Genomic DNA, 26,671 nt, shown 5'->3' on the forward strand with positions numbered 1-26,671 from the left:
TTGCGTACTTTCTTAAGTTTATCGCCATTAATGCAAGGCCAATTTCATTTTTTACTTTCGATTTTCCTCGGACGGAGAATCGAGTGAAACCTAAATTAGCCTTCAAAAATCCAAAAACTGGTTCTACGTCAATTTTACGTTGACGATAGATCTCAGCTGTTTTTGGTTCTGAAAGCTTCTGTCGTATATATAATTTTTGTTGTTCCCATTTCGTGTTCACATACAGTTTTCGATGCGTGCCTTCGGCAGCTTTTGTACAGAGTGAACGTATTGGACAATTTGAACAGTCTTCGCATTGATATACTTTAAACGTACGTATATAGTCTGAACGATCCTTACGGCTCGCATCGTATTGATAAGTTAATTGTTTTTCATTCGGGCAGATATAGCTGTCTGTTTTTTCATTGTATGGCCAATTGCTTGTTTTTGTCGGGTCTTGCTGAAACTTCTTCTTTCCTTCTTTGCGATACATATTATAGGTGATGAGAGGAATGCGTTCATGTGTTTCTAACACATTTTGATAGTTAACTTCACTGCCGTAACCGGCATCTGCCACAATATGCTTTGGTAATTCGAAATACTGGTCTGTAATCGTTTCTAAAAAAGGCACTAATGTTTTTGTATCTGTTGGGTTAGGATACACATCATACGCGAGTGTATATTGATTTTCAGTTGCCACTTGTAGATTATAACCGGGCTTAAGTTGTCCATTTTTCATATAGTCATCTTTCATACGCATAAACGTCGCATCTGTATCTGTTTTAGAATAACTGTTTCGTTCACCCATGCGCTCTAAGTCTTTTTGATATATTTTCTTTCTTGTAATCCAATCATGAATTTGTTTCACGATTTGTTTGGGTGTCTTTCGCTGACTTCGTAATTGCTTACGTTCTTGCGCATCATTCGATGTTTCAATTTTAGCTGTGTAGTCGTCGACTACTTCTTCTACTTGCGATACGATTATTTCAAGTTCTTGAACGGAAAGCTCTTCTTCATTTTCTCGTGCGATGGCTGGGATGACTTGTTCTTCTAACAGTTGTTCGTATAATTGATTTGATTTTTCGATTAAGTTTGTTTGAAACTTTTCAATCGATTTTTTCCATTTAAAAGTGAACTTATTGGCATTCGCCTCAATTTTTGTACCATCAATAAAAATCGCTTGTTGATCAATTAGCTTTTCTTCGACAAGCTGACAACGGAATTGGACAAAACATTGACGTAGTAATTCCTGCATCTGTGGATGAATTCGGAAACGATTAATTGTGCGATAACTTGGTTCATAACCTTGCGCTAACCATTTCATACGGATACTATCTTTTGTTAAGTCTTCCATGCGTCGACCTGAAAAGACCGATTGCGTATAACCACACAGAATAATTTTAAGCATCATTTTTGGATGATAGGACGGACAGCCCGTTTCTTGATAAAAAGGAGCGAAAGCTTCTTTCGGAATACTTTCTACAAGATGATGAATGTGAAAGGCAATATCATTTTTTTGTAATTTCACTTCTAAATCTAGCGGTAATGTAAGTTGATTCATGTTATAATTTTTAAACATAAGGACACTTCTTTCGTTTAAGATTTGGTAGTAGGATACTTAAATTTTAACAGGAATTGTCCTTTTTTCTATAAGGAATTTTTGATAGAAGTATATAAAAGTTGTTCGGAGTGGAGGACGCGACTTCTGCGGGAACAGCACGAGCGGAATATCCATTTTTTTCGCGCCCTCGCGAAAAAAATTAGATGGAGCCGTGCCCGCGAAAAGCGTCGTCCGAAACGATGAACAACGGCTGACAAGCAGATAAAAAAGACATTCATGATTTGAATAAAATCGTGAATGTCTTTTCTTATTGACTAGGGTTTTGTCCCAGCCTCTTCCCCTTTATTGACTCGCCACCTCAAGCAAAGCTGCTCTCGCAGGCTCACTTTTCGGCAAATGACTGACCGGAACGAACACACCTTTTTGAATATCCTCGGCGCGGATGGCCGCTTTCTTCGCGTCCATCTCAGCCTTTTTCGCCGCCTTAATCCGTTCCTCATATTCCTTTTGCTTGCCGTTTTCCTTGCGGCGCAGATAGTTCTGATGAAGCCTGTCTTTGCGTTCCTCACGCTTGCGGATTTCTTCCAGTTCCTCCGGGGTCAAGGTCACTTCTCCGAAATGCGGGGGAACGTATCGGCCGACAAAATTGAAGAAGATTTCAACCTCCTGCGTTGTTTCAATGCTGCCCTTACGGTCACGCTCATGGACAAGGATTTTTTCCACAAACTCAAGAAGCATGGGAGTGGTCAGCGTGTCGAAGTTCTCGTATTTCTCAACAAGGGCAATAAACTTGTCGGCTGATTTCCGGCTTTGCTCATAGCCATCTATGGCGGCTTCAAGCGCCTTAATTTCCTCGGACAATGCGCCCTGCTCTTTGGCGTATTGTTTATCGAGGGCGGCATATCTCGATTCGGGCAGCTTGCCGAGAATAGAATCCTCATAGATTTTGCAGATAAGCTTTTCAAGCTCGGCGGCTCGTTTTTGTGCTACAACAAGCCGCTTTTTCTTTTTGATAATATCACTGCTGCGTTGTGTTTCCTGCGCGTCGGTGACCGCCTTGATAAACTGGGTGCGGTCATTTTTGGAATATTCCGCAATGGCCTTGAGCATATCCGCAATCAGTGTTAAGATGACCTCGGCGTTGATACGGTGCTGCGTGGAGCAAAGAACGCCGACAGGCACTTTTGAGTATTGGGAACAGGTGTATTGCGCTATGCGCTTGCCGTTGTTGGTGCGGTGGACATACATTTTCCCGCCGCAGTCGGCGCAGTACAAAAGCCCTGTCAGTGGGTGAGCTTCGCCCCATCCATCCGGGTATCGCCGGACGCTGCCGCGAATACGCTGAACGTTGTCAAAGGTGTCCTGGTCGATAATCGCTTCGTGGGTATTCTCGAAAATCGTCCACTCGCTTTCATCGACATAGCGGCTTTTCTTGTCCTTGAAATGCTTGCGGGTCTTGAAGTTACAGGTATGGCCGAGATACTCGCGGTTTTTGAGAATATGGACAACGGTGGACGAACCCCAACCGTAAACATCTTTGAAGGTCTTGTTTTTGTTCACACCCTCATTATGCTTTGCCAAATGGGCGGCGGGGATTAAAACCTTTTGCTCGGAGAGCTTTTGCGAGATTTGATATGGGCCAAAGCCCTCCATCGTCATACGGAAAATGCTTTTTACAACCTCGGCGGCTTCATCATCTACAAGCCAATGCTCCCGCTTTTCATCCCATAGGTAGCCGTAAATGACTGTGCCTGTGCAATGCTTGCCGCTCATGCCCTTTGTTTTGAACGTGGATTTAATCTTCCGGCTGGTATCTCTGGCGTAAAATTCGTGCATGATATTCCGAAATGGAAGAAAATCGTCCTCGCCTTGCGCTGTGTCGATGCCGTCATTTACAGCAATCAGCCGTATGCCTCTTTGCCGCAGCATCTCCATAATTTGCCCGACTTTGAGATAGTCCCGACCCAAGCGGCTCATGTCCTTAATCACGATACATTCAACATTTCCGGCTTCAACCTCCTCCATCATAGCCATAAAACCGGGGCGGTCAAACCGGGTGCCGGAAATGCCATCATCGGTAAAATGGGTCGGGTTGGGCAGACCGTTATTGTTCGCATATTGCTCCAAAAGATTTTTCTGCGTGGATATGCTGTTGCTTTCCTTGTCGTCGCCGTCATCGCGGGAGAGCCGCTCATATAACGGTGTGATTTTGGTTTCTCTCATTGGGCGTACCTCCTACATATAAAATAAGCTGTAAAAATATTATTCACCAAAACGTGATGAATAAGTCTTTTACAGCTTACAACTCCTGCTGCTAATTTGAAGGCATTGTACTGTTTGACACAAAAAGCATCAGGATCACTTGCTTCAATATCTAAAAACATCTGATCAACCGTGCTGATATAGTCCTCGTCGTTTTCTTTTACTTCAAATAAAGCTAATAAATCCACCAGCGTTCCCAAATGACGTTCTTCTGGTTCAAAATAATTGAGGATGGCAGCAATCAAGGCTTGATAGATTAATTTTTCAGTGGTTACCCAGAAATCTTCTTTTGCGTCTTTGGCACTGGTATTTTTGATAATTGTTTCTACGACCTTTAAAATATCCTCTTCTTTTTTGATATAAGCTAAGGGGTTGTAGTGCATAGATTTTGAAAAATCAATGAGATTCAACACCCGAATATCATAGTTTTCTTTTGCTCTTAAAAGAACCCCCAGTTCGTTTAAAATCGATCCTTTAGGAAGCGTTTTGTCAATACAGAGAATGATAATTCACTATAAAAAATGTTCGTTTTAATGATGGACTGGCTTAGAAATTGCCAGCAACCACTTCCTGACGTATTAAATTCTTCATTCTGTCCTCTACTGTTACCTTTTTCGCATTGTTGAAGAACACCCCGACAAGGTAAGTAGTATTGCCGATTCTCGTCTTAAAATTACCGCCATCTATATAATTTGCTTTGTTTTCCACTGTTTTATCTCCTTGCATTCGCACCTCTCCTTTCCCAAATTCCCCCTACAAGGGAAAGGGTAACAAAAAAGGTAACATGACCGAAAAGACTTCTCAAATCACCGCTACCTATGCTTGCTATCCGTATTTTATTTATTTTTCTATTTTCTTGTTACTTTTGTTACCTTTCATAGAAAACCCAGTAAAATCAATGCTTCCACTGGGTAACAACATAAGTAACAACAAGGTAACTTCATCAATTTTGTTACTTAAATGGTATCTCCAATTCCAACTGTTTCGGTATTTCCATAAAACCATCGCTGTCCGCTTTGTCAGGGATTTCCTGAGACGAGCCAACACGCACCCAACCTCGTTGCTTGCCATAATCTCCGAAATGCATTGCCCCATCGCTCATAACCCAGTCGGTCACAGAATTGTTCATAATATCGCAAATCTGCTTTAGCTCAATCCTCTTAGGTTCGTAGTCTCTGTGAAGTGCTTCTTTCCACAACAGTTTGGAACAAACCCTGTCCCCCTTGAAATCATCAAGAAAGGCAAGAATCATTCCGGCATCAGCATCTTCCGGCATGAACTGCTTCTGATAATCTTTCAGGTATTCAGAAGAATCCTTACTAAGCATCAGCCTGAAATCTCCTGATCTGAATATCTCCATAGCTTCCGCCCACACCTGCTCGATATATTCCCTTGAACTTGCTTCATTATCAAGAATATGACACTCTGCTCTCTCAGGATAAACCATGACCGGCATGAATCGTCTGTTACCGGTACGATCAAGCGGAAGTGTATCCATAGCATTGGAAGTACCGCCAAACACGCACTGTCTCGGTCTGTCCTTTGGCTGTGTCTCATAAGGTACTTTATAAATATCACTCTGCCTACTGATAAAAGACTTAATATCCTCAATGCTCCTGGCACTGGCAGTCGCTATCATTTCCGACAGTTCTATGATGAGATGTCCCTGCATTTTTCGGAACACATTTTCATCATCAAGTTTTTTCAGATCATCAGTAAACCATGAATCATTCATGGCAAGGAACCTGAAAAATGTAGACTTTCCGGCTCCCTGACCACCCACCAGTATCAGCATATACTCAAACTTCGTCCCTGGGCGAAACACTCTTGAAATAGCCCCCAACAAGAGAACTTTCATTGCTTCGTAGGTATAGACATTCCTATCCGCTCCAAGAAAGTGATACAGCACATCTTTGATACGCTCTTTTTTGTCCCACACTAAGGAATTGAGTTTTTCCTGAATCGGGTGATACTTGTTTTCCATAGCGACCACATTGAGTGCCGATTTTATCTTTTTCTCCGTGGTCAGACTGTAATTCTCTTCAAGATACAGCATGATATGGTCTATGTCAGAATCAGTCAGCACAGGGCTTTCCCGATACCACCCTAAGTCTTTTACAATGTCGTTCCGATCTGTCATCATGTTGTAACGAATAACACCCTTGAACTTCGGATCATTCTGCAATACTGTAACAACATTCCTAATGCACTGCTTCACAGCTCCTTTGTCTGTTGTGATCAATCGTTCCCTGATTTCTGCGATGCTCATTAACTCTTCGCTCAATATCTGCCACCTCCTTTCCTAAATCTCTGAGTAGCATTTCTTTCTCTTCCTCTGTTCCCCACAGCATGATATCAAGCTGATACTCCACTTTAGGGAGATTATTCACAGCTTCCTCATACCTCGCATCAATTTCATCCATGCTTTTCGGTTCGAAATCCCGCTTCCAGTCTTTCAGCAGGTGGAGATAATCAGATAACACACGATAGGTCTTAGTCTTAGTTTCTGCCAGTATCTGCATTGGAGATTTTTCTCTCCTGACCGGCTTTGGTGGAGACCGCACCGAACTGTCATAAGCTATTCCAAATTCATCAGCAATCTGCATAGCTGCATCTTTGGGAGAAAGGTTATAATACTTAGCAACAAAATCAATTGCATCTCCCTTTTCCCCGCAACCAAAGCAAAAATATTTTTTATCCATCGGCTTTACTTTCATGCTCGCTGTCTTATCCTGATGAAACGGACACTTGCACATATTGCTCCGATTGAAAACAATACCAGCCCGCTCCATAACCGCCCTTGCGGTCACTCGTTCCTTTACTTCATCAAATACTCCCATAATATCCTTTCCGGACAATAAAAAAGCATCTGTCTCTCCAGTCATGGATAACAAATGCTCCTTAAAGTTCCATATTCTTTTTTCTGATAGGCACGTCTCGTTTCTGCTCATCTTCCCTAATTTGCTTCTGCATGGCTTTCAATTTTTCCTGAATAGATACCCTTGCGTGCTCCTTGATCTGCTCCTTTGCCTTAGTCTTATTCTTCGGCTCATTCAGGGCAGAAATAATATTGCCAAGAAGAACCTGAGACGCTTTCTCCAGTCGGGAAACAATCGCATTTACGACTTTGGAAGCTACCGACTTAGAACTGTCGCTGAGTTTTTCCTTCGGCTGTTTCTGCAACAATTCTCCGTAATCTTTTACTACATCAACATCATGCTTCACAGTTTCCTCTTTCACACGCTCTGTGACAACCTCACAAGCCTTTTCATAGGCAAGGTCAACTTGCTTCCTCAACAACTGCGTTTACGTCCTCTATCTTCATCATAAGCCCGTCTAACAGGGCTTGCTTTTCCTCAATGCGTTTCTGTTGGTTCATGAGGATAAAATCCTGCTTTTCCAAATAACTTGCACCACCATAGACCGGTTCAACATCAATATTTAATCCATGCTTTTGGCAAATACTAATGAACAGCTTTCTACACTCATCATCAAATACCATCTTCCGATTGTTGTATTTTCCTTTTTTCTCATTCGGCTTCGGAAGTTCAAAACCCAATTCTTCCAATGCCTTATCTTGTTGGGGACATAATTCTCCATACTGGTTCAATGCGTCAAAAACGTGTCTTTCATGGATATGCGGAGTAGCTTCATCAAGATGCAAAGCCCAGTCCAGTATATGAACATGAGAACCATATCGCTTATTAAATTCCTCAAAGTATTCTGCGCTAATCTGAGCAAGCACATCAGCGGAAACTGTTCCGTCAATGTTGCCAAGCTGTAGTAACGTTTCTTCCGGACACGTTTTCGTATTCGTAAGTATGCCGTCAATTGTTTTCACTCTATCATAGTGCCTTGCCTTTCGATTCCTTTCATTCTGTCCGTCCACATGCTCTGAATAATGCTCAACATAGTAGGCTTTCTCTACTTCTGTGAAAGTGAATTTTGCTCTTTCGTTCTCAGCATTTGGTAGACTATAACCCTGATAGCAGTCCCAATAGACATTGAATTTTGTTCTCTCTGCATCAATATGTTCACTGTTCTCTTCATCAAATTCACGATCATTATGCTTAGGATTGTAAGCTCCATGCTTACCAGCTCTTCCATTATGCCTTGTTGCTTTCATTCATTTCTTTCCTTTCTTTTTCTACAAAAAAAGACCAAGTAAATTTCTCTACTCAGTCTGTTAATAATAACAATATTTAATTATTCTCCCGAAGGGAATTGCAACGAAGTTGCTTAATCTTGTGAAGCTCTGCTACAAGTAATACCCAGTACTTAGTGGCGAAACGCCACTAACTGGGCAATGGTTGCACCCTTGACCTGCTAAGGCGCTTCGCCCTTAACCCGAGTGGAGTCTTTCTCCTGCACCTTGCGTAAGGCTCTGCCTTTACAATCCGACAACCTGAAATTTTTATGTGCTCAACAAATTAGAATTTGACTATCTCTTAACTCGTTTTGATAAATGAAGTTCATTATCATCTACATAACCAAGTTTATTATATACAGATTGTGCAACAAGATTTTCTTGTCCTGTTAAGAGTTCGTACTTATGAAGTGGATAATTCTTACTGCAATAATTTTCTGCAAAAATAATCATTTCACTCGCAATCCCTCTATTTCTATATGTCGGTTTAACATACACTTCCGTAATTTCAGGCATATATTCATCATAGCAGAAAGACTTTTTAAGTTGAACACATACAAATCCTACTAATATATCATCTTCATCAGCAACGATAACAACCTCCTGTTTATTACTCACAAGAGAATTTCCAATATTATCTATGCTTGTTTCACCTTCACCATTAAATTCGTTATTTAAGATATTTAATTGCTCTGCATCATTTACTGTTGCAATTCTTACCATAATTAAACCTCATCAAATTCAAATTTTTTGTTCCCTATAAAATTAATTTATTGGGATTTACCAAATCGCCAAACAACGATTTGGTAAACCATCTATACAATACCATACTTCATTGTCCATTACAATAATTGCATCGCTCCCGCTTATTCTCATCAATTCTGCAACTATTATATTGTGATATTATGCTTACTCTTAGGCTGTCTGTTCACTTTTCTTTGTATGATACGCTTCACGTCTCCTAGCCAGTGTTTTTTCATATCTCTCTTTTGCGATAGGATCTCCGTTTAATGCATCGTCACGCATTTTTCGGTAACTCTTCACTGTAGCTCTAACCTGATACTGTTTATGCTCTGCTAGCTGGCTCTGTGCTTCCTGATCTCCGGCTTCTGCTTTTGCCTTCAAAGCTTCCAACTGATACCGATAGGTAAGATTTTGAAGTAATCTCCATCTTTTCCCCCGGTCCACACCGTACGTGCGACTTTCACCGCATACGGCGTTCCATCGTTATGAATAACTATTTTATGTTGTCTCGCTCAAACTAATTAAATGAATGATTGTACTTATTTGAAAGTACAATAGTTAATCCGATTTATGAAATATCATTAAAAAATTATTTCATTGTTTCCCACTTTGACTCGAAGGTTGTTGAGTTTTTTGAGTTGTTCATTTTTCAGATTGATGTTGCTTAATATGTCATTAATCGTTGTAGAGTTAGTGGCATGAATTAGTCTATGAATATCTTCTCTTAGGCGTCCCACCAACAAAACGCGCAAAACATACGCTAAGCAATTTTCGACATGAAAAAAGCCGATTTTCCATACGCTATGAACTGAACCCCGAATAGTGGACACTTTAAAAAAAGTGAACCTATTCGGGGTTTTTCTATTTTCATCACTAGAAATTCCCGTTATACTGACTTTACGATTTAAGAACAGGAGAACATTATGGCGTACAGACAGCAAAACGGAAAAATTGTACGTTAAGATCAGTAACCTTGATATGACAGCATAAGTGCCAATAATGTTCGTTTATGATGCTGTATCAACTGGCAGTTAATATTTCACTAAAACTGGCTCATTTCAGTTCCAAAACTCATTTCCAAAAAGAAAGTCCCATAAATTAGAGAGAAACTCGTTTTTGGGAATATATTAACGTACAAAAAAATGCTTTTTCTCCATTCAAAATTGCTTAGCGTACAAAATTTCCGAAATGTTGGCGAGACCCCGTATAGCAAAGAGGTTACACCTGTACCCATACCGAACACAGAAGTTAAGCTCTTTAGCGCCGATAGTAGTTAGAGGTTTCTCTTGCAAGGGTAGGACATCGCTGGAAAATATTAGATTAAAAAGAAAAGAAAAAAGACACAAGGTTACCAGCCGAGTGTCTTTTTTCTTTTTATTTACTTAATGAAAATTAAAATTCGGCTCTCTTTACCGAAGAGAGTACCATATGAAAAGCATAAAAACGATTTGCAGTCGTGTTTAATTATGTGTAACTGATATAAATTATATACCTTATATGTGGTAAAAGTAAACGGAAAACTCGGTAAAACCGAGGAAAACATGGTAAAAGTACAGAAAACTCGATAAATGCGAGGAAAACATGATAAAAGAAAGGAAAAAGTAATTATGGTTGTGTAAATAGATATTATATTGGCAACTAAATAAACCATATCAACAGTATCAACTTTTTTTAAAAATGTAGTCTAATATACTTTTTAATTCTACGTATGAAATTTCTGATAATCCAAAGCGAATTCTATTGTTTGAATTTACTTGAAAAAAAGGTGTTAGTTCATCGTTAAAATCGACACTTAATTCAGTTAGAGTTATCACTAAACTTCTCCCCCTCCCTTTCTATTAAAATTTATTAATTATATCAGAGTTGGATAGTTCCCAAAGCGTCCTTGAAGTGACCCCCAAAAGTTAGACACGGTTATTAGGTTTAATTTGTATGCTTTATAACTCTCTTTAGTAAGCTATGACTTGACAAAAAAACCGTCCAGACGGTACAGTTTTGTTGGGTGTTAGAGAAGGGAGCTTATGATATGACAACAAAAGCACAAGAAAAAAGAAAGCATATTTTAAACTCAGCAATCAATTTTTTGATTGAAAATAGCTTTGATGATTTAACGTTAGACGCCATTGCTAAGCAAGCAAATGTTAGTAAGGGGGGCTTGTTGTATCATTTTTCATCAAAAGAAGCATTATGTCTAGGGATTGTTGAACAAATTTTCCAAGATTTCATCAATCGTTTTAATGAACTAGCTAATAAGGATCCTATTGAAAAAGGAAAGTGGACACGGGCTTATATAAATGCCTCACTTTTCGATATTAATAATGCTGGCATTATTAATATCGGACTGATGTCTTATTCCAAATTAAGTAATAATAGTTCCATAGATGAACTTCTGCAATTCGAATATATCCAATCGAAAATCGCAGAAGATGGTATTGATCCAACGATAGCAATGACGATTCGACTTGCCATTGATGGGATGTATTATTCGGATATGTTTAACATCATGAAGCTTCAGACTGAGGTACGAAATGAAATCATAAAAAAATTAATTAACGCTACGTATGAGGAGGAAAGAATATGAATCCCTATATATTCTTAGCATTGGCTATCATAACTGAAGTATTTGGAAGTTCTATGTTGAAGATTTCCGATGGTTTTAAAAAGTTAGTGCCATCGATTGGTGTCGTAATCGGAATGGGGGCTGCCTTTGTATTTCTGTCGAAATCATTAGAACATATTCCATTAGGTACGGCTTATGCCATGTGGTCAGGTGTGGGGACAGCTCTTACAGCTATAGTTGGCATTGTTTTTTGGAAAGAAAAATTCAATTTCAAAATCCTATTAGGAATAATCATTATTATAACTGGTGTGGTTGTATTAAAACTAGCGAATTAAAGAAAGGCGGACATATTATGAACGGTTATATTGCACTTGTAATAGCAATTATTGCAGAAGTTTTTGGATCATCGATGTTAAAATCATCAGAAGGCTTTACAAATTTATTTCCTTCGATAGGGGTTGTGATTGGGTTTGGTTTGGCATTTTACTTTTTAGGTATTTCCTTAAAAACGTTGCCCTTAAGCTTAGCCTATGCAATATGGGCAGGTGCAGGGACAGCATTAACGACTTTAGTGGGCATTATTATATGGAATGACCCTTTTAATGCGCTTACTTTCCTTGGAGTAGCTCTAATTATCGGGGGTGTAGTAATCCTTAATCAAAAATCTAGTGATGATGCAACAAGCACATCTCTTTAATTCCGCTATAGGAGCCAAAACGATAATAAGTTATCGTTTTGGGTTTAATTTTGTAATGAATATAATTTATAAAAAACGCTACCAAAGCGATGTTGAACTGCACCCCATTTGTTAGACACATACTAACAAGGAGGTGCGGTTTTTCTATGGGAAAAATGAGCCCTGAAGATAAATTAGCAGCGGTTGAACGCTATCTAAATGGCAAGGAAAGCTCTAGAACGGTCGCTGCGGATTTTGGTATTTCACATCGTTATTTATTAGGCTTAGTGAAACAATATCAGCACAATGGTGTAGAGGTTTTTGTCAGACGATATACAAACTATACAAAAGCGTTTAAACTAGACGTACTTAACTATATGACTGAAAATGGTACGTCCTTTAATGAAACAGCTGCGATCTTTAATATTGCAGGTGCTTCATCGATACAGAATTGGAAAAAACAATTCGAAACTTTAGGAGAGGATGCCCTTCAGCCAAAGAAAAAGGGGCGTCAATCCATGAAAAAAGAATCGACTAAACAACCTAAAAACGGGGTCCCGTCAGAAAAATGCGGATTTACAACGTTAAGGGATTTTTTCTGACGGAAACGCCTATTTTAACAACGTTAAGGAATTCGTAATGGGCGAAGTTCCTTAGGATTGTGGCTACTTTCTGATCTAAAATGGTATTCCCCTAAGAAATTAATATGCTCCCAACCGAGTGGGGAAATATGAGGTAATAGTTCTTCTTTGAAATGTCCTTGGTTCTTTTGATGTTCGAGTGCTTCCGTTAAATAAATCGTATTCCACACGCTAATGGCGTTAATAATGATATTTAAGGCGCTGGCACGTTGTAATTGATGCTGCATTGTTCGTTCTCGCAGCTCGCCTTGTTTCCCAAAGAAAATCGCACGTGCTAGCGCATTCATTGCCTCACCTTTGTTCAAGCCCTTTTGAATTTTCCTTCGTAATGACTCATCTGAAATATAGTTTAAAATGAAAATCGTTTTTTCAATTCGTCCCATTTCTCTTAAAGCTGTGGCCAAACTATTCTGTCTTGCATAAGAGCCTAGCTTGCCCATGATGAGGGAGGCAGACACCGTTCCTTCACGTAAAGAGTGTGCTAAACGCAAGCATTCCTCGTAATTTTCCTGAATGATTTTTGTGTTTATTTGACCACGTAAGAGCGCATTTAATTTGGGATACTCTTTTGTTTGTTTAAAAGTAAATAGCTTGGCATCCGATAAATCTCGAATCCTCGGCGCAAACTTGAAGCCTAATAGGTGCGTTAAACCAAAAATTTGATCGGTATAGCCCGCTGTATCAGTGTAATGCTCTTCAATCATTAAATCCGTTTCATGATGCAATAAGCCATCTAACACATGAATCGCATCTCTTGAATTAGTATGAATAATTTTAGTGTAATACGATGAGAACTGGTCACTTGTGAATCGATAAATCGTGGTGCCTTTTCCTGTGCCATAATGCGGATTGGCTTCTGCGTGTAAGGAAGAAACGCTCACTTGCATACGCATACCATCGGAGGAAGATGTTGTACCGTCTCCCCAATACGAAGCCATTTTTAACCGGTGCTGATAATTCACTAAGGTCGCTTGTGCGCGATTCATTGCATCTTCATGCATACGCCAATGAGCGACATTGGCCAACTGTTTATAGGTTACACCTGGTGTTGCATCAGCCATTTTACTTAAACCAATATTCGTCCCCATGCCAATTAAAGCAGCCATGAGCAACACCGTTTCCTCTTTGTCGGGTTTCCGATTTGATGAAGCATGTGTAAATTGCTCATGAAAGCCTGTTAAATATGCAATATCCATTAAAAGGTCCGTTAATTTAATACGTGGTAACAACTTATATAAATTTGCGCTATACGCTTGTGCCTCTGCGGGAATATCTTTTTCTAATCGAGCTAACGATAAGCGTCCTTTTTCAAGTGAAACGCCATCTAAGTCTTTTAAATTAGTAGTTAACCATTTCAAACGTTCCTCTAAGCTTGCTATTCGCTCTTGTAAGTACTCTTCATAAGCAATAGGGACAGCAAGTCGTGTTTGTTGTTTGTCAGCCTGCCACTGTTCAGCTGTAAATAAATATTCCTCAAAATCTCGGTATTGCTTACTTCCCTCAATGGAAATATCCCCAGCTCGTACGTGTTCACGTAATTCGGTTAAAACAGCCATTTCATAATAGTGACGATTAATGGAGCCGTCTTCCTCATATAAATGCTTTTTCCAACGTGCAGAAATAAAGTTGATAGGTGCATCAATAGGCACTTTTCGTTTCCCCGCATCGTTCATCTCACGTAATAGCTCAACGGCTTCTAGTAAAGGTTCATTTGCTTTTGTTGAACGAAAATCAAGTACACGTAGTAGCGTTGGTGTGTATTTACGAAGAGCGTAAAAGCGTTTTTGCAGTAAGTCTAAATAATCGTAATCCGATGGTCGTGCAAGCTCCTTTGCTTCTTCAATGGACGTAACAAATGTATCCCACTCTAAAACGGATTCTAATACATCAAAAACATTCAAGTTCTCTTGCTTTGCCTTAATAAGTGCCTGCCCAATATTTGTGAAATGAATAATTTTTTCGTTTAATTTCTTGCCATTTTTCCGCTGGATTTCTTCTTGAGCTTTACGTCCTTTGGATAATAAGCTTAAAATTTGCCGGTCATGAATTTCAAAGGATTTATCTGTTAATTCCTGTGCCAGCTGCAGCAAGTACACAACTAAAATGGCGTAGCGTTTGTTTTCTTTAAAATTACGAAACGCATACGGCTCATAGCGTGTACCAAGTCGAGCGAGCTGGCTTAACCGGTTTCGATGAATCGTATGTAATGAACGGTCATTTAACGCCATATCCCGTATAAATTCTAACCGTTCAATAACTTTTAAAAAGGTATCTGGTGAAGGGAACCCCATCGGCTCTTTCAGCCAGCCAAGCGGTGTTTTATTCGATTCTGTTGCACTCGCTGGCACAACCAATGTTTCTAATTTCTCTATTTGCGTAGGGGTTAATGCATGATAGATCCGATTAAATATTTTTTCTTCAGCTCGGTCACGTGTTTCCCATACGACCCGTTCAATTGTTGTTAATGCTGGCAAAATGATTTTCTGTTGGCGTAAATAGTCAAAGGATGCATTTAGTAAGTACATCGAGTCCCCATTTTCTAAAGCAAGAGACAAAAGGTGCTTGGAAAGCTGGCGATATTCCTTACTTGTAAATTCTTGATAACCGTACACTTTTCGAATTTCCTTTAAATGATCCCATAACGTATTTTCCCTTTGCCCATAAGAATGAATGGCTGCTGCTGGGATATTGATTTGTTGAGCAATATACTGAATAACACTAGGTGGAATACTTTTAAGGTGTGTATAAGACCAACCTGGATAGCGTAAAACCGCAAGCTGTACGGCAAAGCCTAAGCGATTGTCTTCACGTCTTCGTTTTAAAATGATTGCCAAATCCTGCTCTGAAAACGTATAGTATGATCCTAAAATCCATTCGTCAGCAGGTATTTGCATCAACTCATTTCGTTGATTTTCTGTTAATAGTTCCCGTCCTCTTGAAGTTTTCATGATTCACCAACCTTATTATTAATAATAAAAACAGTAAGTCCACTGTCATTCTAAATGATAGTGGACTACTTAGGGTCCTGCCGACAAAACGTGGGTATTGTACACTATGGTATTTTTAGAAGGATAAATTCTAATTTCTTTTACTTTAAGAGGAATATTAACATACAAAACAATATGAACGTGACTTGCATTTGTAATATAAAAATCCCCCTACTTTTTATAACGTAGAGGGTTTGTAGTTCTATTCATCTTCCAAAATAATTTCTCCTGCTTCAATTCCTTTTAGAACTTCTTTCCAACTTTCTTCTGAAAACTTACTCTTATCCGATAATTTAACCGCAGAAATTTCTGAATATCCGCCTGGACTTTCTGTTTTATTTTCTTTTTCTGAGACTAATGTTGCAATCTTATTTTTTTCCTGATCCACTTCTTTTGATACAGATGGTGTATTTTCTTTGGCTAATGTAGAACCTAATACTCCAATGCTTCCAAGCGTCAATAATGCAACAGAGGATAAAGCAATAACCGATTTACTCATTTTTTTAACCTTTAACATTTTTATTAATCTCCTTTTTAAATTCATTTGTTTAGTCGAAAAAAAAGCCCCAACAAAATGGGATTTAGATTGCTCGTTTGCCCTTTCAATCATATTCAGAATGGTTTCACCATATTTTTTCCTTTCAATGTGGGACATCTTCATTACAACTTCTTCATCACAAGATAATTCACACCATACATGCATCTCTTTTTGTAATAAGTAAACAAGTGGATTGTACCAATGTAGAATAGTAGCAATTAGCATGGCCCTATTAACCCATAAATCTTTTTTCTTAAAGTGGGTCAATTCATGTTTAATAATCAGATCCAATTCATCATTTGGAATCTTATACATAGGCAATACTATAAACGTTTTCAAAATCCCAATTAAAAAAGGACTAATATTACAATGACTATAAACAAGTTTGATTTCAGCCGAGATGTTCATTCTTACCATATTTTTATTAAGAAGGTGTTGCACTTTACTTTCTTCAGGCACTAGAAAACTAGCTATCTTCATCTTCTTTATAAAGCTCTTATACGAATAAAAAGACCAAACACTTGTAATAAATACTCCTACAACCCAAATAGCAAATAAAATTTGGACAAATGTCAATGATAAAGATAGTGTGTTCTGATGTACAGACTGACTCCCATAATATATATCGGTATTTACTTTTCTGAAATTGGAAAGTAGTTCAGGTATCATAAATACTGGAACAAGGAAAAAGAAGAGAGTCAGTTTCAAGCTTAAATAACTCCACTTCGCAGAGAGTGAACCTTTTGTTACGTATGTTATCAAGATGGAAAGTAATAGAACTCCACTTCCACCCACTGACAATGCAATTAATACCTTGAGCCACTCATTCATTATCAAACCTACTTATCCGAAAACCATTTTTTGAGTTCATTCAATTCATCGGAAGGTATCTTTTCATCGTATAGTGTTACTAAAAAGTTCTTGACCGAACCTTCATACATTTTATCTAAGACACTTTGGGCTTCTTTCTTTTTATACTCTTCCAAGGAAAGTAGGGGAGTATAGATGTTTGATCGTCCTTCTCTTTTTACTGATAGGACCCCTTTATCAACAAGTCTTGATAAAAAGGTGGCTATCGTTTGGCCCTTCCAACCTTTTCCTTTTTCTTTCGATGCAATATCTAACAATACATTAGATTTGACAGGACAACCAAATTTCCAAATGATTTCCATTATCTCCATTTCTGTATCAGATAATTTTTGAAAATCATTCACTGTCTCACCCCCATATAAGTATGTATTTTTTAAAAACCACTACATTGTGTAGTAGTTTAAATATACTACACAATGTAGTATATGTAAAGTCCAAATTTTGTTTTGGGGACCCAATTTCTTTCACCAGGGGAATCTATCACAAACGATTGTTTTTGAGACAGTTTTCATTTCAGTAATTTTCATTCGTATTTCTAGCTAAATGCTGTTTCAAAACTTTGCTCAAAATCTATGTTTCAAAAAGCCCCCTTTGTGATATAGATTTGTATATCAAAGGGGGAAAACGATGGCTTCTTATACTTATGGCTATGCACGAGTGAGTACACGACAGCAGGAATTAAATCGACAGTTAGATTTATTAAGGCAGTACAATTGCCACGAGATTTTAACTGAGAAATTATCTGGAACGAAAACAGATCGTCCAGAATTAAACCGGCTGAAGGATAAATTGCGACCAGGAGACATGGTAATCGTAGAAAGCTTTTCTCGGTTAGGTAGAAGTACAAAGGATTTAATTGAATTAGTTGCGTATTTTGAAGAACGAGAGATCAAGTTGCTAAGCATTAAAGAAAACTTTGATACTTCAACACCACAAGGGAAATTAATGATGACGGTTTTCCAAGCATTCAGCCAGTTTGAACATGATTTAATTGTCCAGCGAACGAAGGAAGGTTTAATTAGTGCTAGAGCAAGAGGGCGTCAAGGTGGGCGTCCGAAAGTGAATGAACGTGAACTAAAAAAATCCCTCAATTTATATAGATCCGAACAGTATAGTGTTAGTGAAATTGTTGAAATGACCGGGATTAGTCATGCTACACTTTATCGCTATTTAAAACAAGAGCAGCCCAACAGTTAGCGTTGTGCATGCTCTTGTTTTGTGTCCGTTTTTCCTTAACGTTGTAAATCCGCATTTTTCTGACGGGACCCCAAAACGTACTAGCAGAAGGCTCTACTAAAGCTCTTCAAGCGCGTATTCAGCAGCTTGAAATGGAAAACGAGTATTTAAAAAAGTTGAATGCCTTAGTTCAAGCCAAGGAAAAATCACCAAAGAAGACAAAGTAAAGGTCATCTATGAATTAAGGCATAAATACTCGGTGAAGGCGCTTGTGGCATTCGCCAAAATCAAACGCAGTACGTACTACGCTATCGTGAAGAAGATGGATCAACCAGACCCAGACGCTGATTTAAAAGCTGACATTCAAGCCATTTACGATGAACATGAAGGTCGTTACGGTTACCGTCGCATTCGTGATGAGCTGGCGAATCGTGGGCAAAAAGTGAATCATAAAAAGGTTCAGCGCATCATGAAAGAGCTTGGCTTAAAGTGTATTGTCCGCATGAAAAAATATAAATCATATAAAGGCACAGTGGGCGAAATTGCCCCAAATATTTTAGACCGCCAATTTACAGCAGAAGCTCCAAATGAGAAGTGGGTAACGGATATTACAGAGTTTAAATTATTTGGCGAAAAGCTTTATTTATCGCCTGTTTTAGACCTATTTAACGGAGAAATCATCACGTACACGATTGGCTCTAGACCAACCTTTTCACTTGTTTCAGACATGTTAGATAAGGCTTTAGAACGTTTACCAGAAGACCACCAGCTATTAATGCATTCGGATCAAGGATGGCATTATCAAATGAAACAATATCGCCACACGCTTCAATCGAGAGGGATTGTGCAAAGTATGTCTCGAAAGGGTAACTGTTACGATAATTCAGTGATGGAGAATTTCTTTGGGATTATGAAGTCCGAATTCCTTTACCTAAAAGAATTTGAAAGTGTAGAGCAGTTTAAATTGGAACTTGAAAAATATATAAATTATTACAACACGAAACGCATGAAGGCAAAATTAAAGATGAGTCCAGTGCAATACCGAACTCAATTTACCCAAGCTGCCTAAAATAACCGTGTCTAACTTTTAGGGGTCACTTCACGTTTTGGGGACATTTCTTTGCTTAATGTTGTAAATACGTATTTTCCTGTGAGGGAGGCCATATAAGCCTTCTTTTGGATCTACGTTAAGTTTTTGGACACATTCTGCCTAAGTTTTTTCTTGGGGCAACATCCCGAGTGGATTGTTCCACATCCCAAGTAGCCCGTCAAAGTGAAAAGAGCCTTTGACCGCCTACTTAAAATGTAGAGTGAAAAAGATACGGATGTTGCCAAACAAAAATGTTAGGAGTGGGGATGTCGTTCACCCACGTTTACGCTGCGGCACGACAAATTTTTTCAAAGACATCAGGTGCTGAATAGCCAATGCTACCATGAATTCGCTTGCGGTTGTACCAGCCTTCAATGTAGCGAAATAGCGCCATACGAGCTACTTCAAAATTAGCGTAGCGTGTACGGTATACTTCTTCTTTTTTCAACGTCGCATGGAACGATTCAATGCACGCATTATCATATGGGCATCCCTTACGACTGTAAGAAGGTATTATGCCATGTTGCCAGAGCCTTTCGCGAAAATCCGCGCTTGTATACTGCACCCCTAAATCGGTATGCAAAATTAAGCCTAGTGCGGGCTGTTGGGCCATCACGGCGTTTTCGAGCGCGTCTAAAACAAGGTCCATCGTCATACGGCGACCAAATTTATAGCCCACAATTTTTTTCGTGTGTAAATCTTGTACCGACGCCAAATAGCACCAGCCATCTTGAACGGTATGGATATACGTAATATCCGCCACCCACTTTTCATTGATGGTTTCGGTTGTAAAATCTTGTGCTAGTAAATTTTCACGTTCTTCTACGTTACTACTAGATGAGGTCGGTTTGTACTTTTTTACGATGTTCGAACGGATGCCTGCTTGTTTCATAATACGCTGAACGCGATCAATACTGCCTGTATAACCTTCTTGCTTTAAGAGGGCAAAGATTTTTGGAGCTCCGTACCCGTCCACCACTGTCTGTATGGAGGGCACGAATGCGCACTAAAAGTTTCTCGTTAGCGACATGATAGTTGTTTGGTTTCTTATGAAACGATTGATAATACGTACTTTTGGGCATCTTTAACACACGACACATCAGTTGAACAGGCTGATGCACGCTTTCTTTTCCAATGTGATCAATGAGTTCTTGATCGTCTATTTTTGCGCGAATATGGTCATAGCCTTTTTTAAGATATCTACCTCTTGTTTCAAGCGTAGATTTTCCTTTTAAATCGCAGTGACTTCAGCTGCGGTTAACTCATCTGTACCTTCAATAGGAGAATGGAGTTTAATCCATTTATAAATCGTTACCTCTGATACACCATATTCGCTTGATAGTTGATTGACCGAAGTGCCAGAGTGATAAAACTCCACCACTGTTTGTTTGAACGCTTGATTATACTTTTTTTGACTCATTTCGGACACGTCCTCTCATATAAGTTGTTTTACTAACTTAGCGTGAGTATGTCCATGACTCTATATTACATCCAAAAACGTAATGACGACAGCTGTTTATAAAATCAATTACTTGTATAAACGAAACGATTTTCTATTATAAACCCTGCAAAGAACCGTCACATGCATCAAACAGATCGACTACTCGCTACTTCGTCACATGTTCTAATCGTTTACATACCATCGCATAAAAATGTCGTACCACAAATAATGAACAAACCGAAAAGTACACCATTTCACAATGTCCCTTTGTTCCTCGTTTGAAACAGAAAAAACTTTTAATATGACGTTTTTTGTATAATATGCATATATAGGTTATATATAATAGTTTTTTTAAAATAGAAGAAGGAACAAAGGGACATACTGTTTCAAACCGTTGGTATTCAACGATTTTTTTGTTCCTATTTTGCCAAAAAACAAGGAACAAAGGAGGGACATTTGATTCGAAAAAGGAACAAAGCAGGAACATCGCAAAATATGACACGATTCGACACGAATAACCATTCACCACTTTACATATTTATGATGTGACGTTTACCAAAAATTAGGAATTTTAACGAGGCTTGTTCCTAAAAATCGCTCGAAAAAAAGGAACAAAATGAACCAAAAAGGAACAAATCGGGCGAAAAAGGAACAAAGTAGGAACACGATTCGGCGTTTTTTTCTTTGAATTCCACACACTTTTTGATAACTATCTGCTATTAGATGTGACGCGTTATCGGAAAAGACCGCTTCGATGATTAATGCATGACCAATTCAGAGAATCGATACATACATTGCATATCGTACAACATACAACACAACGTCGCGTATCGCATAGCGTAAACATATCACATGATGTATCACATGATGTATCGCATAATGTATCACATGATGTATCACATGATGTATTGCATGATGTATCACATGATGTATTGCATGATGTATCACATGATGTATCGTATAACGTATCGCATAATGTATCACATGATGTATTGCATGATGTATCGCATAGCGTACACACGCCTCGTTCCGTTCAAAATGAACCGTTTTTGTACCTTTTTGTCAGACGGAGCAGGTAAAAACCATGATATGGTACACGATCCAGCACGTAAAACGAAGTGATCATCGCATGAAAAACAAAACGACAAACACGTATCGAAACGTATGTAGCAACCAGAAGACCGATCTGTAACACAACACGATTTATACCACTTCCACATGTAACACGAAAACCACGTAAAATTGAAGCAGCCATAACCGACAAACACCGTAACGAAAAAACGAAACGGTCCCGCCCCGATCTACGCATACACCAAGTCACGAATCGGTATAAAACGGACAACTCGCACGTCTAGATACACATCAAACCAAATGCTCCTGCTCCGTCTGACGTGACGAGAAATTCACACGAACATTCGCCGCGAATTAGCCTAACGAAACACTGCAAAAATAACAATTCGAAACGCCCTCACTGCACACACGATTCCACACGTCCATACGCACCGTTCATCGCCTCGACATCCCGTAACGAAAGGACGAACCGTTGGTTCGTTTCCCTTTCCCGTTACGCTGTCACCAGGCGATTTCATCGTAAGACACCACACCCACCCCGTCCACCGTCACGTGTATCACGTCAGCCCTCACTTCGCATGGGCACTCAGTGGTGTCGGTGGTCGCCCCCTTTCGATACGGTTGACCGATAAAACCCTGTCGTTACGGGTTTTTCGCTCCGTTTTGTCGATGCGGGCTATCGTTGCGATGTGGGTGGGTGTAAGAGCATAAGAAGGGCGTATGACATTGCTATTTTATGATAGAATCAAAACGACACGCCGATATGAAAAACGAGCCGAAAACTAAATACAATCCAAACAAAATGAAAAACGAAAAGACTTCAATTTACACGAAAAAACCTTCGCAAAAAAAGAAGAAAAACGCACCGATCTAAAACGAAAAATGAAACGATAATCAACACGAAAAAACGTCAACGAAACAAACCAAAACACGTATGACAAACGGTGCAAAAACCAAAAGAAAAACGCCCTAAAGGACGCAGAAAAAGCCGAAAAATAAACAAGGGGTCCCGTCATAAAAGTGCGGATTTACAACGTTAAGCGATGAAAAGAAAAGACACAGCTGCTGCTACGCCTCGTCAATCGTTTTTAAGTTTGGCACTTGAAGCGCCTCGCCTGCTACCTTACGCTTTCGACTTTCCCGTTTTAATGTACTCATACTAATACCCGTCAATGCCTCTACTTGTTTAAAGCTATTGCTCGTCAGCAACTTCATAGCGTGATCGAGCTGCTGCTTTGTATATTTTGCTGGGCGTCCTTCTTTATAGTCGGCGTTCTGCTTTGCTATCGCCTTGCCCTCGCTTAATCGCTCGACAATCATGTCACGCTCGAACTCGGCAAAGCCTGCAAGGATCGTCAGCATGAGCTTTCCAGTCGGCGTATTGTCTACTAGCCCCATATTCAAGATATGAACGCTAACGCCTTTCGTGTGCAGCTCTTTGATTATATGTATTGCGTCCTCGGCACTACGAGCAAAGCGGTCTAGCTTTGTAACGATCAGCTTGTCGCCTGCCTCTAGTGCGTTCAGTACCGCTTTGAATTGTGGGCGGTCTTTTGTCGTGCCTGTAAACTTCTCGCTATAAATTTCCTCGCAGCCTGCCGCTTCAAGCTGCTGCTTTTGAGCCTCTAGGTCTTGTCCTGCTGTTGATACCCTCGCATATCCGTAAATCATCGTAAAATCGCCCTCCATTAATGGCACTTATTTATGACACCGCTTAATGCATTGATATTACAGTACCGCTTTTTTGGTGTCAATACTTTAAGTTAAGACACCAAATTACTCACTAATTTGCAATATCATTGTTTTTCGTTGCGCTTGATACAATTCTTTTTTTACATGCTCAATTAGGGCATATACAACTTGCTCTTCGAGGCTGGCAAAACTGTTATCCATTAGGACACGCTCTCCATCGAACGAAAAAGCATCCAATAAGTAACTAACTCTCGGTTGCTTGTACCCTCTATTGCTACTGTCGGTTGTAAGACGCTCCCAAACCTTTTCAATTAGCTCTGGCGTGTAATAACGATGTTCCGCTGCGGCTTTTAACATAGAGCGCTTTATCGACACATACCCCTCCCAAATGTTCTTCGAAGTGATTTCACGCCACATTTGCGCCCTGATCGCGTCTCTATCTATCGTCTGAATCTCACGTTCACGGGATTGGTGTAATTTAGATTGAGCAATACTTAATTGCTCTTTAAGTTTCGCTACTTCTCCGCTTAATGCAACATCAGTTGTATTATCTTCTTTTGTAATATTTGTTGTAATTGCCTTTTCAGGTAAACGCTCTTTTAAGAACGCATCTAAAGCCGATTGTGTGACCTTCCAGCCAACTTTACGGCTTGTTGGTGCGATACCCTCTATTGTTCCATTACGAAGCCATCTGCGTACACTCTCGATGTTACTTGTAATTTTGTAACCTTCCAGTACCTCAAATAACTGCTCAACTGTGTAAATACGTTCTTCCATGACAATCAGCTCCTTTACACAAATAATACAACAGGAGTTGCATTAAATCAAACAAAACAATTGTTGTATTAAATAAGGGTTTGAATTCATTTACTGTGTTGTATTTGCTGACAGGTTCCGCAAAAATCCGAGAATTAATTGAGGTAGAAGATGATTAAAGTTTGGTCAGATGATACCTGGAATGATTATATGTATTGGCATGATCAAGGCGATAAAAGTACCATCAAAAAAATCAATCGGCTCATCGAAGATATTGACCGTACCCCTTTTGAAGGGATTGGGAAGCCAGAACCTTTAAAATATGAATTGTCAGGGAAATGGTCCCGTCGTATTACAGATGAACATCGTTTGATTTATCGTATTGTGAATGACATGATACATATTTATTCCGTCAAAGACCATTATTAACGGGTCTGAAATCAAATAAAACATACTAAGATTAGTAGCACAGACCAAGGCTATGGTTTGTGCTACTATTTTTTTATAGTAGAAGTGAAGAAAAGCCGACCAGGCTCTGGGATCATTTTAGAATCCGTATTTAAAACCGGCTAACTTCACACCCTTATTTGAATCAGTTTAGTCTGTTGGGTCCAAGAGATCGTGTATAAGAAAGTGGAATCGATAAGGCAATGTGAAGACTTCTATAATTGGCGAAAAAGGAGAAATTAGATGAAACATGTCATTGCGTTAGATGTCAGTAAAGGGAAAAGTACAATCGCGATTTATAATCATAATCGTCAATGTGAATTCGAAGGTGAGCTGTACCACACACGTGTTGATTTCAATCGTTTACACGAACGAATAGATGCAATCACTGAGTTAGATGGACAAGCCCCTGAGATCGTATTTGAGGCAACAGGCATTTATTCCAAACCTGTTGAGGCGTTTTTTAAAGATAATGGCTATGCATACATTCGTATGAATCCACTTGAAGCAAATTTACAAATGGCTACAATGCGTCGACATAAAACGGATATAAGCGATGCTCATGAACTCGCAAAAACACATTTCAAAAGTGTTTACGCCAAAACTAGAGGCTGGGACATAAATAGCTCTCAGTCACACAAAAAAGGAGATTGCGCAGGCAATCTCCTTTTTTGTGTGATTTTTTTCATCAGTGATGGGAGGGTTTTACCCTCTCATCGCATACTTTCTTAGGTTGGTTGCCATTAAGGCAAGTCCGATTTCATTTCGGACCTTCGATTTTCCGCGAAGTGAAAATCGAGTGAAACCCAAATTCGCCTTCAAAAATCCAAAAACTGGTTCCACATCGATTTTTCGTTTTCGATAAATGGCGCCTGTTTTTGCTTCTGAAAGCGTCGCTTGAATCATTTTCTTTTGTTCTTCCCAATGCGTATTGATGGCCAATCTTCGATTGTTTCCTTCACGTGCTTTTGTACAAGATTGACGGAAAGGACATCCTGAACAGTCTTCACATGTATAGATTTTAAAATGACGTGTAAATCCTGTATTATCCGTACGTGTTGAATCATATTGGTACGTTACTAATTGTCCATTCGGGCAAGTATAACAATCGGTCGTTGCGTCATATGCCCAATTGCTTGTTTTAAAAGGATCTTTAAGATATTTTCGTTGCTGTTCTTTGCGATACATACCATATGTAATTAATGCTTTACGTTGGAGTGTTTCTACCACGTACTGATAGTTTGGTTCACTACCATAACCCGCATCAGCGACGATATGTTCAGGTAATTCAAAATAATGAGCTTGAATATCTTGTAAAAAGGGCACGAGTGTTTTCATATTTTTTATATAGAAAACGTAATGACGACAGCTGTTTATAAAATCAATTACTTGCATACACGAAACGACTTTCTATTATAAACCCTATAAAAGAACCGTCACGTGCATCAAACAAGTCGCCTACTCGCTACCTCGTCACATGCGCTAATCGTTTACACACCATCGCATAAAAATGTCGTACCACAAATAATGAACAAACCGAAAAGCACACCGTTCCACGATGTCCCTTTGTTCCTGGTTTGAAACAGAAAAAACTTTTAATATGACGTTTTTTGCATAATATGCATATATAGGTTATATATAATAGTTTTTTTAAAATAGAAGAAGGAACAAAGGGACATAACATTTCAAACCGTTGTTATTAAACGATTTTGTTGTTCCTATTTTGCCAAAAAACAAGGAACAAAGGAGGGACATTTGATTCAAAAAAGGAACAAAGCAGGAACATCGCAAAATATGACACGATTCGACACGAATAACCATTCACGACTTTACATATTTATGATGTGACGTTTACCAAAAATTAGGAATTTTAACGAGGCTTGTTCCTAAAAATCGCTCGAAAAAAAGGAACAAAATGAACCAAAAAGGAACAAATCGGGCGAAAAAGGAACAAAGTAGGAACACGATTCGGCGTTTTTTTCTTTGAATTCCACACACTTTTTGATAACTATCTGCTATCACGTGTGACGCAT

General features: G+C 39.1%; 21 protein-coding genes, 1 rRNA gene and 5 pseudogenes. 10 read left to right on the forward strand and 17 right to left on the reverse strand.

Features of this window, described 5'->3' with window-relative positions; all coding sequences use genetic code 11:
• Positions 1 to 4 precede the first annotated feature (4 nt).
• From QN089_RS15760 to QN089_RS15805, 10 genes and pseudogenes are all read right to left on the reverse strand, one after another.
• Positions 5 to 1,558: pseudogene (locus tag QN089_RS15760) on the reverse strand (IS1182 family transposase); the annotation flags it as partial.
• Positions 1,559 to 1,882: 324 nt separating this feature from the next.
• The gene (locus QN089_RS15765) at positions 1,883 to 3,763 is read right to left on the reverse strand and encodes a DUF4368 domain-containing protein (RefSeq protein WP_285216481.1); all 1,881 of its coding nucleotides are present in this window, start codon (positions 3,761 to 3,763) and stop codon (positions 1,883 to 1,885) included.
• Complete coding sequence (locus tag QN089_RS15770; RefSeq protein WP_285216482.1) at positions 3,760 to 4,212, reverse strand: type IV secretory system conjugative DNA transfer family protein; 453 nt, start codon at positions 4,210 to 4,212, stop codon at positions 3,760 to 3,762. Before QN089_RS15770 ends, QN089_RS15765 begins: the two co-directional genes overlap by 4 nt.
• Before the next feature lie 136 nt (positions 4,213 to 4,348).
• Positions 4,349 to 4,528: a hypothetical protein gene (locus QN089_RS15775; RefSeq protein WP_285216483.1), complete on the reverse strand. Its 180-nt coding sequence runs from the start codon at positions 4,526 to 4,528 to the stop codon at positions 4,349 to 4,351.
• Positions 4,529 to 4,754: 226 nt separating this feature from the next.
• Positions 4,755 to 6,071, reverse strand: a complete 1,317-nt coding sequence (locus QN089_RS15780) for a virulence-associated E family protein (protein ID WP_285216492.1) — start codon at positions 6,069 to 6,071, stop codon at positions 4,755 to 4,757.
• Positions 6,004 to 6,687, reverse strand: coding sequence for a CHC2 zinc finger domain-containing protein (locus tag QN089_RS15785; RefSeq protein ID WP_285216484.1), 684 nt, complete (start codon positions 6,685 to 6,687; stop codon positions 6,004 to 6,006). The genes QN089_RS15780 and QN089_RS15785 overlap by 68 nt, the downstream gene beginning before the upstream one ends.
• A gap of 16 nt (positions 6,688 to 6,703) precedes the next feature.
• Positions 6,704 to 7,102: a hypothetical protein gene (locus tag QN089_RS15790; protein WP_285216485.1), complete on the reverse strand. Its 399-nt coding sequence runs from the start codon at positions 7,100 to 7,102 to the stop codon at positions 6,704 to 6,706.
• Positions 7,083 to 7,928: a plasmid recombination protein gene (locus QN089_RS15795; protein WP_285216486.1), complete on the reverse strand. Its 846-nt coding sequence runs from the start codon at positions 7,926 to 7,928 to the stop codon at positions 7,083 to 7,085. Before QN089_RS15795 ends, QN089_RS15790 begins: the two co-directional genes overlap by 20 nt.
• Before the next feature lie 315 nt (positions 7,929 to 8,243).
• Positions 8,244 to 8,672, reverse strand: a complete 429-nt coding sequence (locus QN089_RS15800; protein ID WP_285216487.1) for a GNAT family N-acetyltransferase — start codon at positions 8,670 to 8,672, stop codon at positions 8,244 to 8,246.
• A gap of 192 nt (positions 8,673 to 8,864) precedes the next feature.
• Positions 8,865 to 9,083, reverse strand: a complete 219-nt coding sequence (locus QN089_RS15805; protein WP_285216488.1) for a hypothetical protein — start codon at positions 9,081 to 9,083, stop codon at positions 8,865 to 8,867.
• An 810-nt stretch (positions 9,084 to 9,893) separates the two neighbouring features.
• On the opposite strand from QN089_RS15805, the gene rrf reads away from it, so the two are divergent.
• The 5 genes and pseudogenes from rrf to QN089_RS15830 form a co-directional block, all read left to right on the forward strand.
• Positions 9,894 to 10,004, forward strand: a 5S ribosomal RNA gene (rrf, locus tag QN089_RS15810).
• Between the two features lie 715 nt (positions 10,005 to 10,719).
• Positions 10,720 to 11,274 carry a TetR/AcrR family transcriptional regulator gene (locus QN089_RS15815; RefSeq protein ID WP_069127939.1) on the forward strand — a complete coding sequence of 185 codons (555 nt, stop codon included), beginning with the start codon at positions 10,720 to 10,722 and terminating at the stop codon, positions 11,272 to 11,274.
• Entirely contained in the window at positions 11,271 to 11,588 is a 318-nt protein-coding gene (locus QN089_RS15820; RefSeq protein WP_069127938.1) for a DMT family transporter, read from the forward strand. The genes QN089_RS15815 and QN089_RS15820 overlap by 4 nt, the downstream gene beginning before the upstream one ends.
• A 17-nt stretch (positions 11,589 to 11,605) precedes the next feature.
• Entirely contained in the window at positions 11,606 to 11,950 is a 345-nt protein-coding gene (locus QN089_RS15825) for a DMT family transporter (protein WP_285216489.1), read from the forward strand.
• Positions 11,951 to 12,096: 146 nt separating this feature from the next.
• A pseudogene (locus QN089_RS15830) lies at positions 12,097 to 12,477 on the forward strand (helix-turn-helix domain-containing protein); the annotation flags it as partial.
• 77 nt (positions 12,478 to 12,554) lie between these two features.
• Here QN089_RS15830 and QN089_RS15835 read toward each other — a convergent pair.
• The 3 genes from QN089_RS15835 to QN089_RS15845 form a co-directional block, all read right to left on the reverse strand.
• Entirely contained in the window at positions 12,555 to 15,518 is a 2,964-nt protein-coding gene (locus QN089_RS15835) for a Tn3 family transposase (protein ID WP_285216491.1), read from the reverse strand.
• A 241-nt stretch (positions 15,519 to 15,759) separates the two neighbouring features.
• A complete protein-coding gene (locus QN089_RS15840) occupies positions 15,760 to 16,926 on the reverse strand; it encodes a M56 family metallopeptidase (RefSeq protein ID WP_108306214.1) in 1,167 nt (388 codons plus the stop codon).
• An 8-nt stretch (positions 16,927 to 16,934) separates the two neighbouring features.
• Entirely contained in the window at positions 16,935 to 17,309 is a 375-nt protein-coding gene (locus tag QN089_RS15845) for a BlaI/MecI/CopY family transcriptional regulator (protein WP_108306215.1), read from the reverse strand.
• 283 nt (positions 17,310 to 17,592) lie between these two features.
• Between QN089_RS15845 and QN089_RS15850 the strand changes: the two genes are divergently transcribed.
• On the forward strand, positions 17,593 to 18,162 hold the full coding sequence (locus QN089_RS15850; RefSeq protein ID WP_285216445.1) for a recombinase family protein: 570 nt from the start codon (positions 17,593 to 17,595) through the stop codon (positions 18,160 to 18,162).
• A gap of 77 nt (positions 18,163 to 18,239) precedes the next feature.
• Positions 18,240 to 19,210: pseudogene (locus QN089_RS15855) on the forward strand (IS3 family transposase); the annotation flags it as partial.
• 304 nt (positions 19,211 to 19,514) lie between these two features.
• Here the strand turns inward: QN089_RS15855 and QN089_RS15860 are convergent.
• Positions 19,515 to 20,651, reverse strand: a pseudogene (locus tag QN089_RS15860) (IS3 family transposase).
• 815 nt (positions 20,652 to 21,466) lie between these two features.
• Between QN089_RS15860 and QN089_RS15865 the strand changes: the two are divergent.
• A complete protein-coding gene (locus QN089_RS15865) occupies positions 21,467 to 21,751 on the forward strand; it encodes a hypothetical protein (protein ID WP_285216446.1) in 285 nt (94 codons plus the stop codon).
• A gap of 1,060 nt (positions 21,752 to 22,811) precedes the next feature.
• Here QN089_RS15865 and QN089_RS15870 read toward each other — a convergent pair.
• Positions 22,812 to 23,414 (reverse strand): recombinase family protein, encoded by a 603-nt coding sequence (locus tag QN089_RS15870; RefSeq protein WP_285216447.1) that lies wholly within the window; start codon positions 23,412 to 23,414, stop codon positions 22,812 to 22,814.
• Positions 23,415 to 23,519: 105 nt separating this feature from the next.
• Complete coding sequence (locus QN089_RS15875; protein ID WP_285216448.1) at positions 23,520 to 24,212, reverse strand: hypothetical protein; 693 nt, start codon at positions 24,210 to 24,212, stop codon at positions 23,520 to 23,522.
• A gap of 150 nt (positions 24,213 to 24,362) precedes the next feature.
• On the opposite strand from QN089_RS15875, the gene QN089_RS15880 reads away from it, so the two are divergent.
• Both QN089_RS15880 and QN089_RS15885 read left to right on the forward strand, forming a co-directional pair.
• Positions 24,363 to 24,620: a Txe/YoeB family addiction module toxin gene (locus QN089_RS15880; RefSeq protein ID WP_285216449.1), complete on the forward strand. Its 258-nt coding sequence runs from the start codon at positions 24,363 to 24,365 to the stop codon at positions 24,618 to 24,620.
• Positions 24,621 to 24,881: 261 nt separating this feature from the next.
• On the forward strand, positions 24,882 to 25,370 hold the full coding sequence (locus QN089_RS15885; RefSeq protein ID WP_285216450.1) for an IS110 family transposase: 489 nt from the start codon (positions 24,882 to 24,884) through the stop codon (positions 25,368 to 25,370).
• On the opposite strand, the pseudogene QN089_RS15890 reads toward QN089_RS15885, so the two are convergent.
• Positions 25,344 to 25,973, reverse strand: a pseudogene (locus QN089_RS15890) (transposase); the annotation flags it as partial. The gene QN089_RS15885 and the pseudogene QN089_RS15890 overlap by 27 nt on opposite strands.
• Positions 25,974 to 26,671 lie beyond the last annotated feature (698 nt).

The organism is Kurthia sp. YJT4 (genome assembly GCF_030219945.1).
GTDB lineage: Bacteria > Bacillota > Bacilli > Bacillales_A > Planococcaceae > Kurthia > Kurthia gibsonii.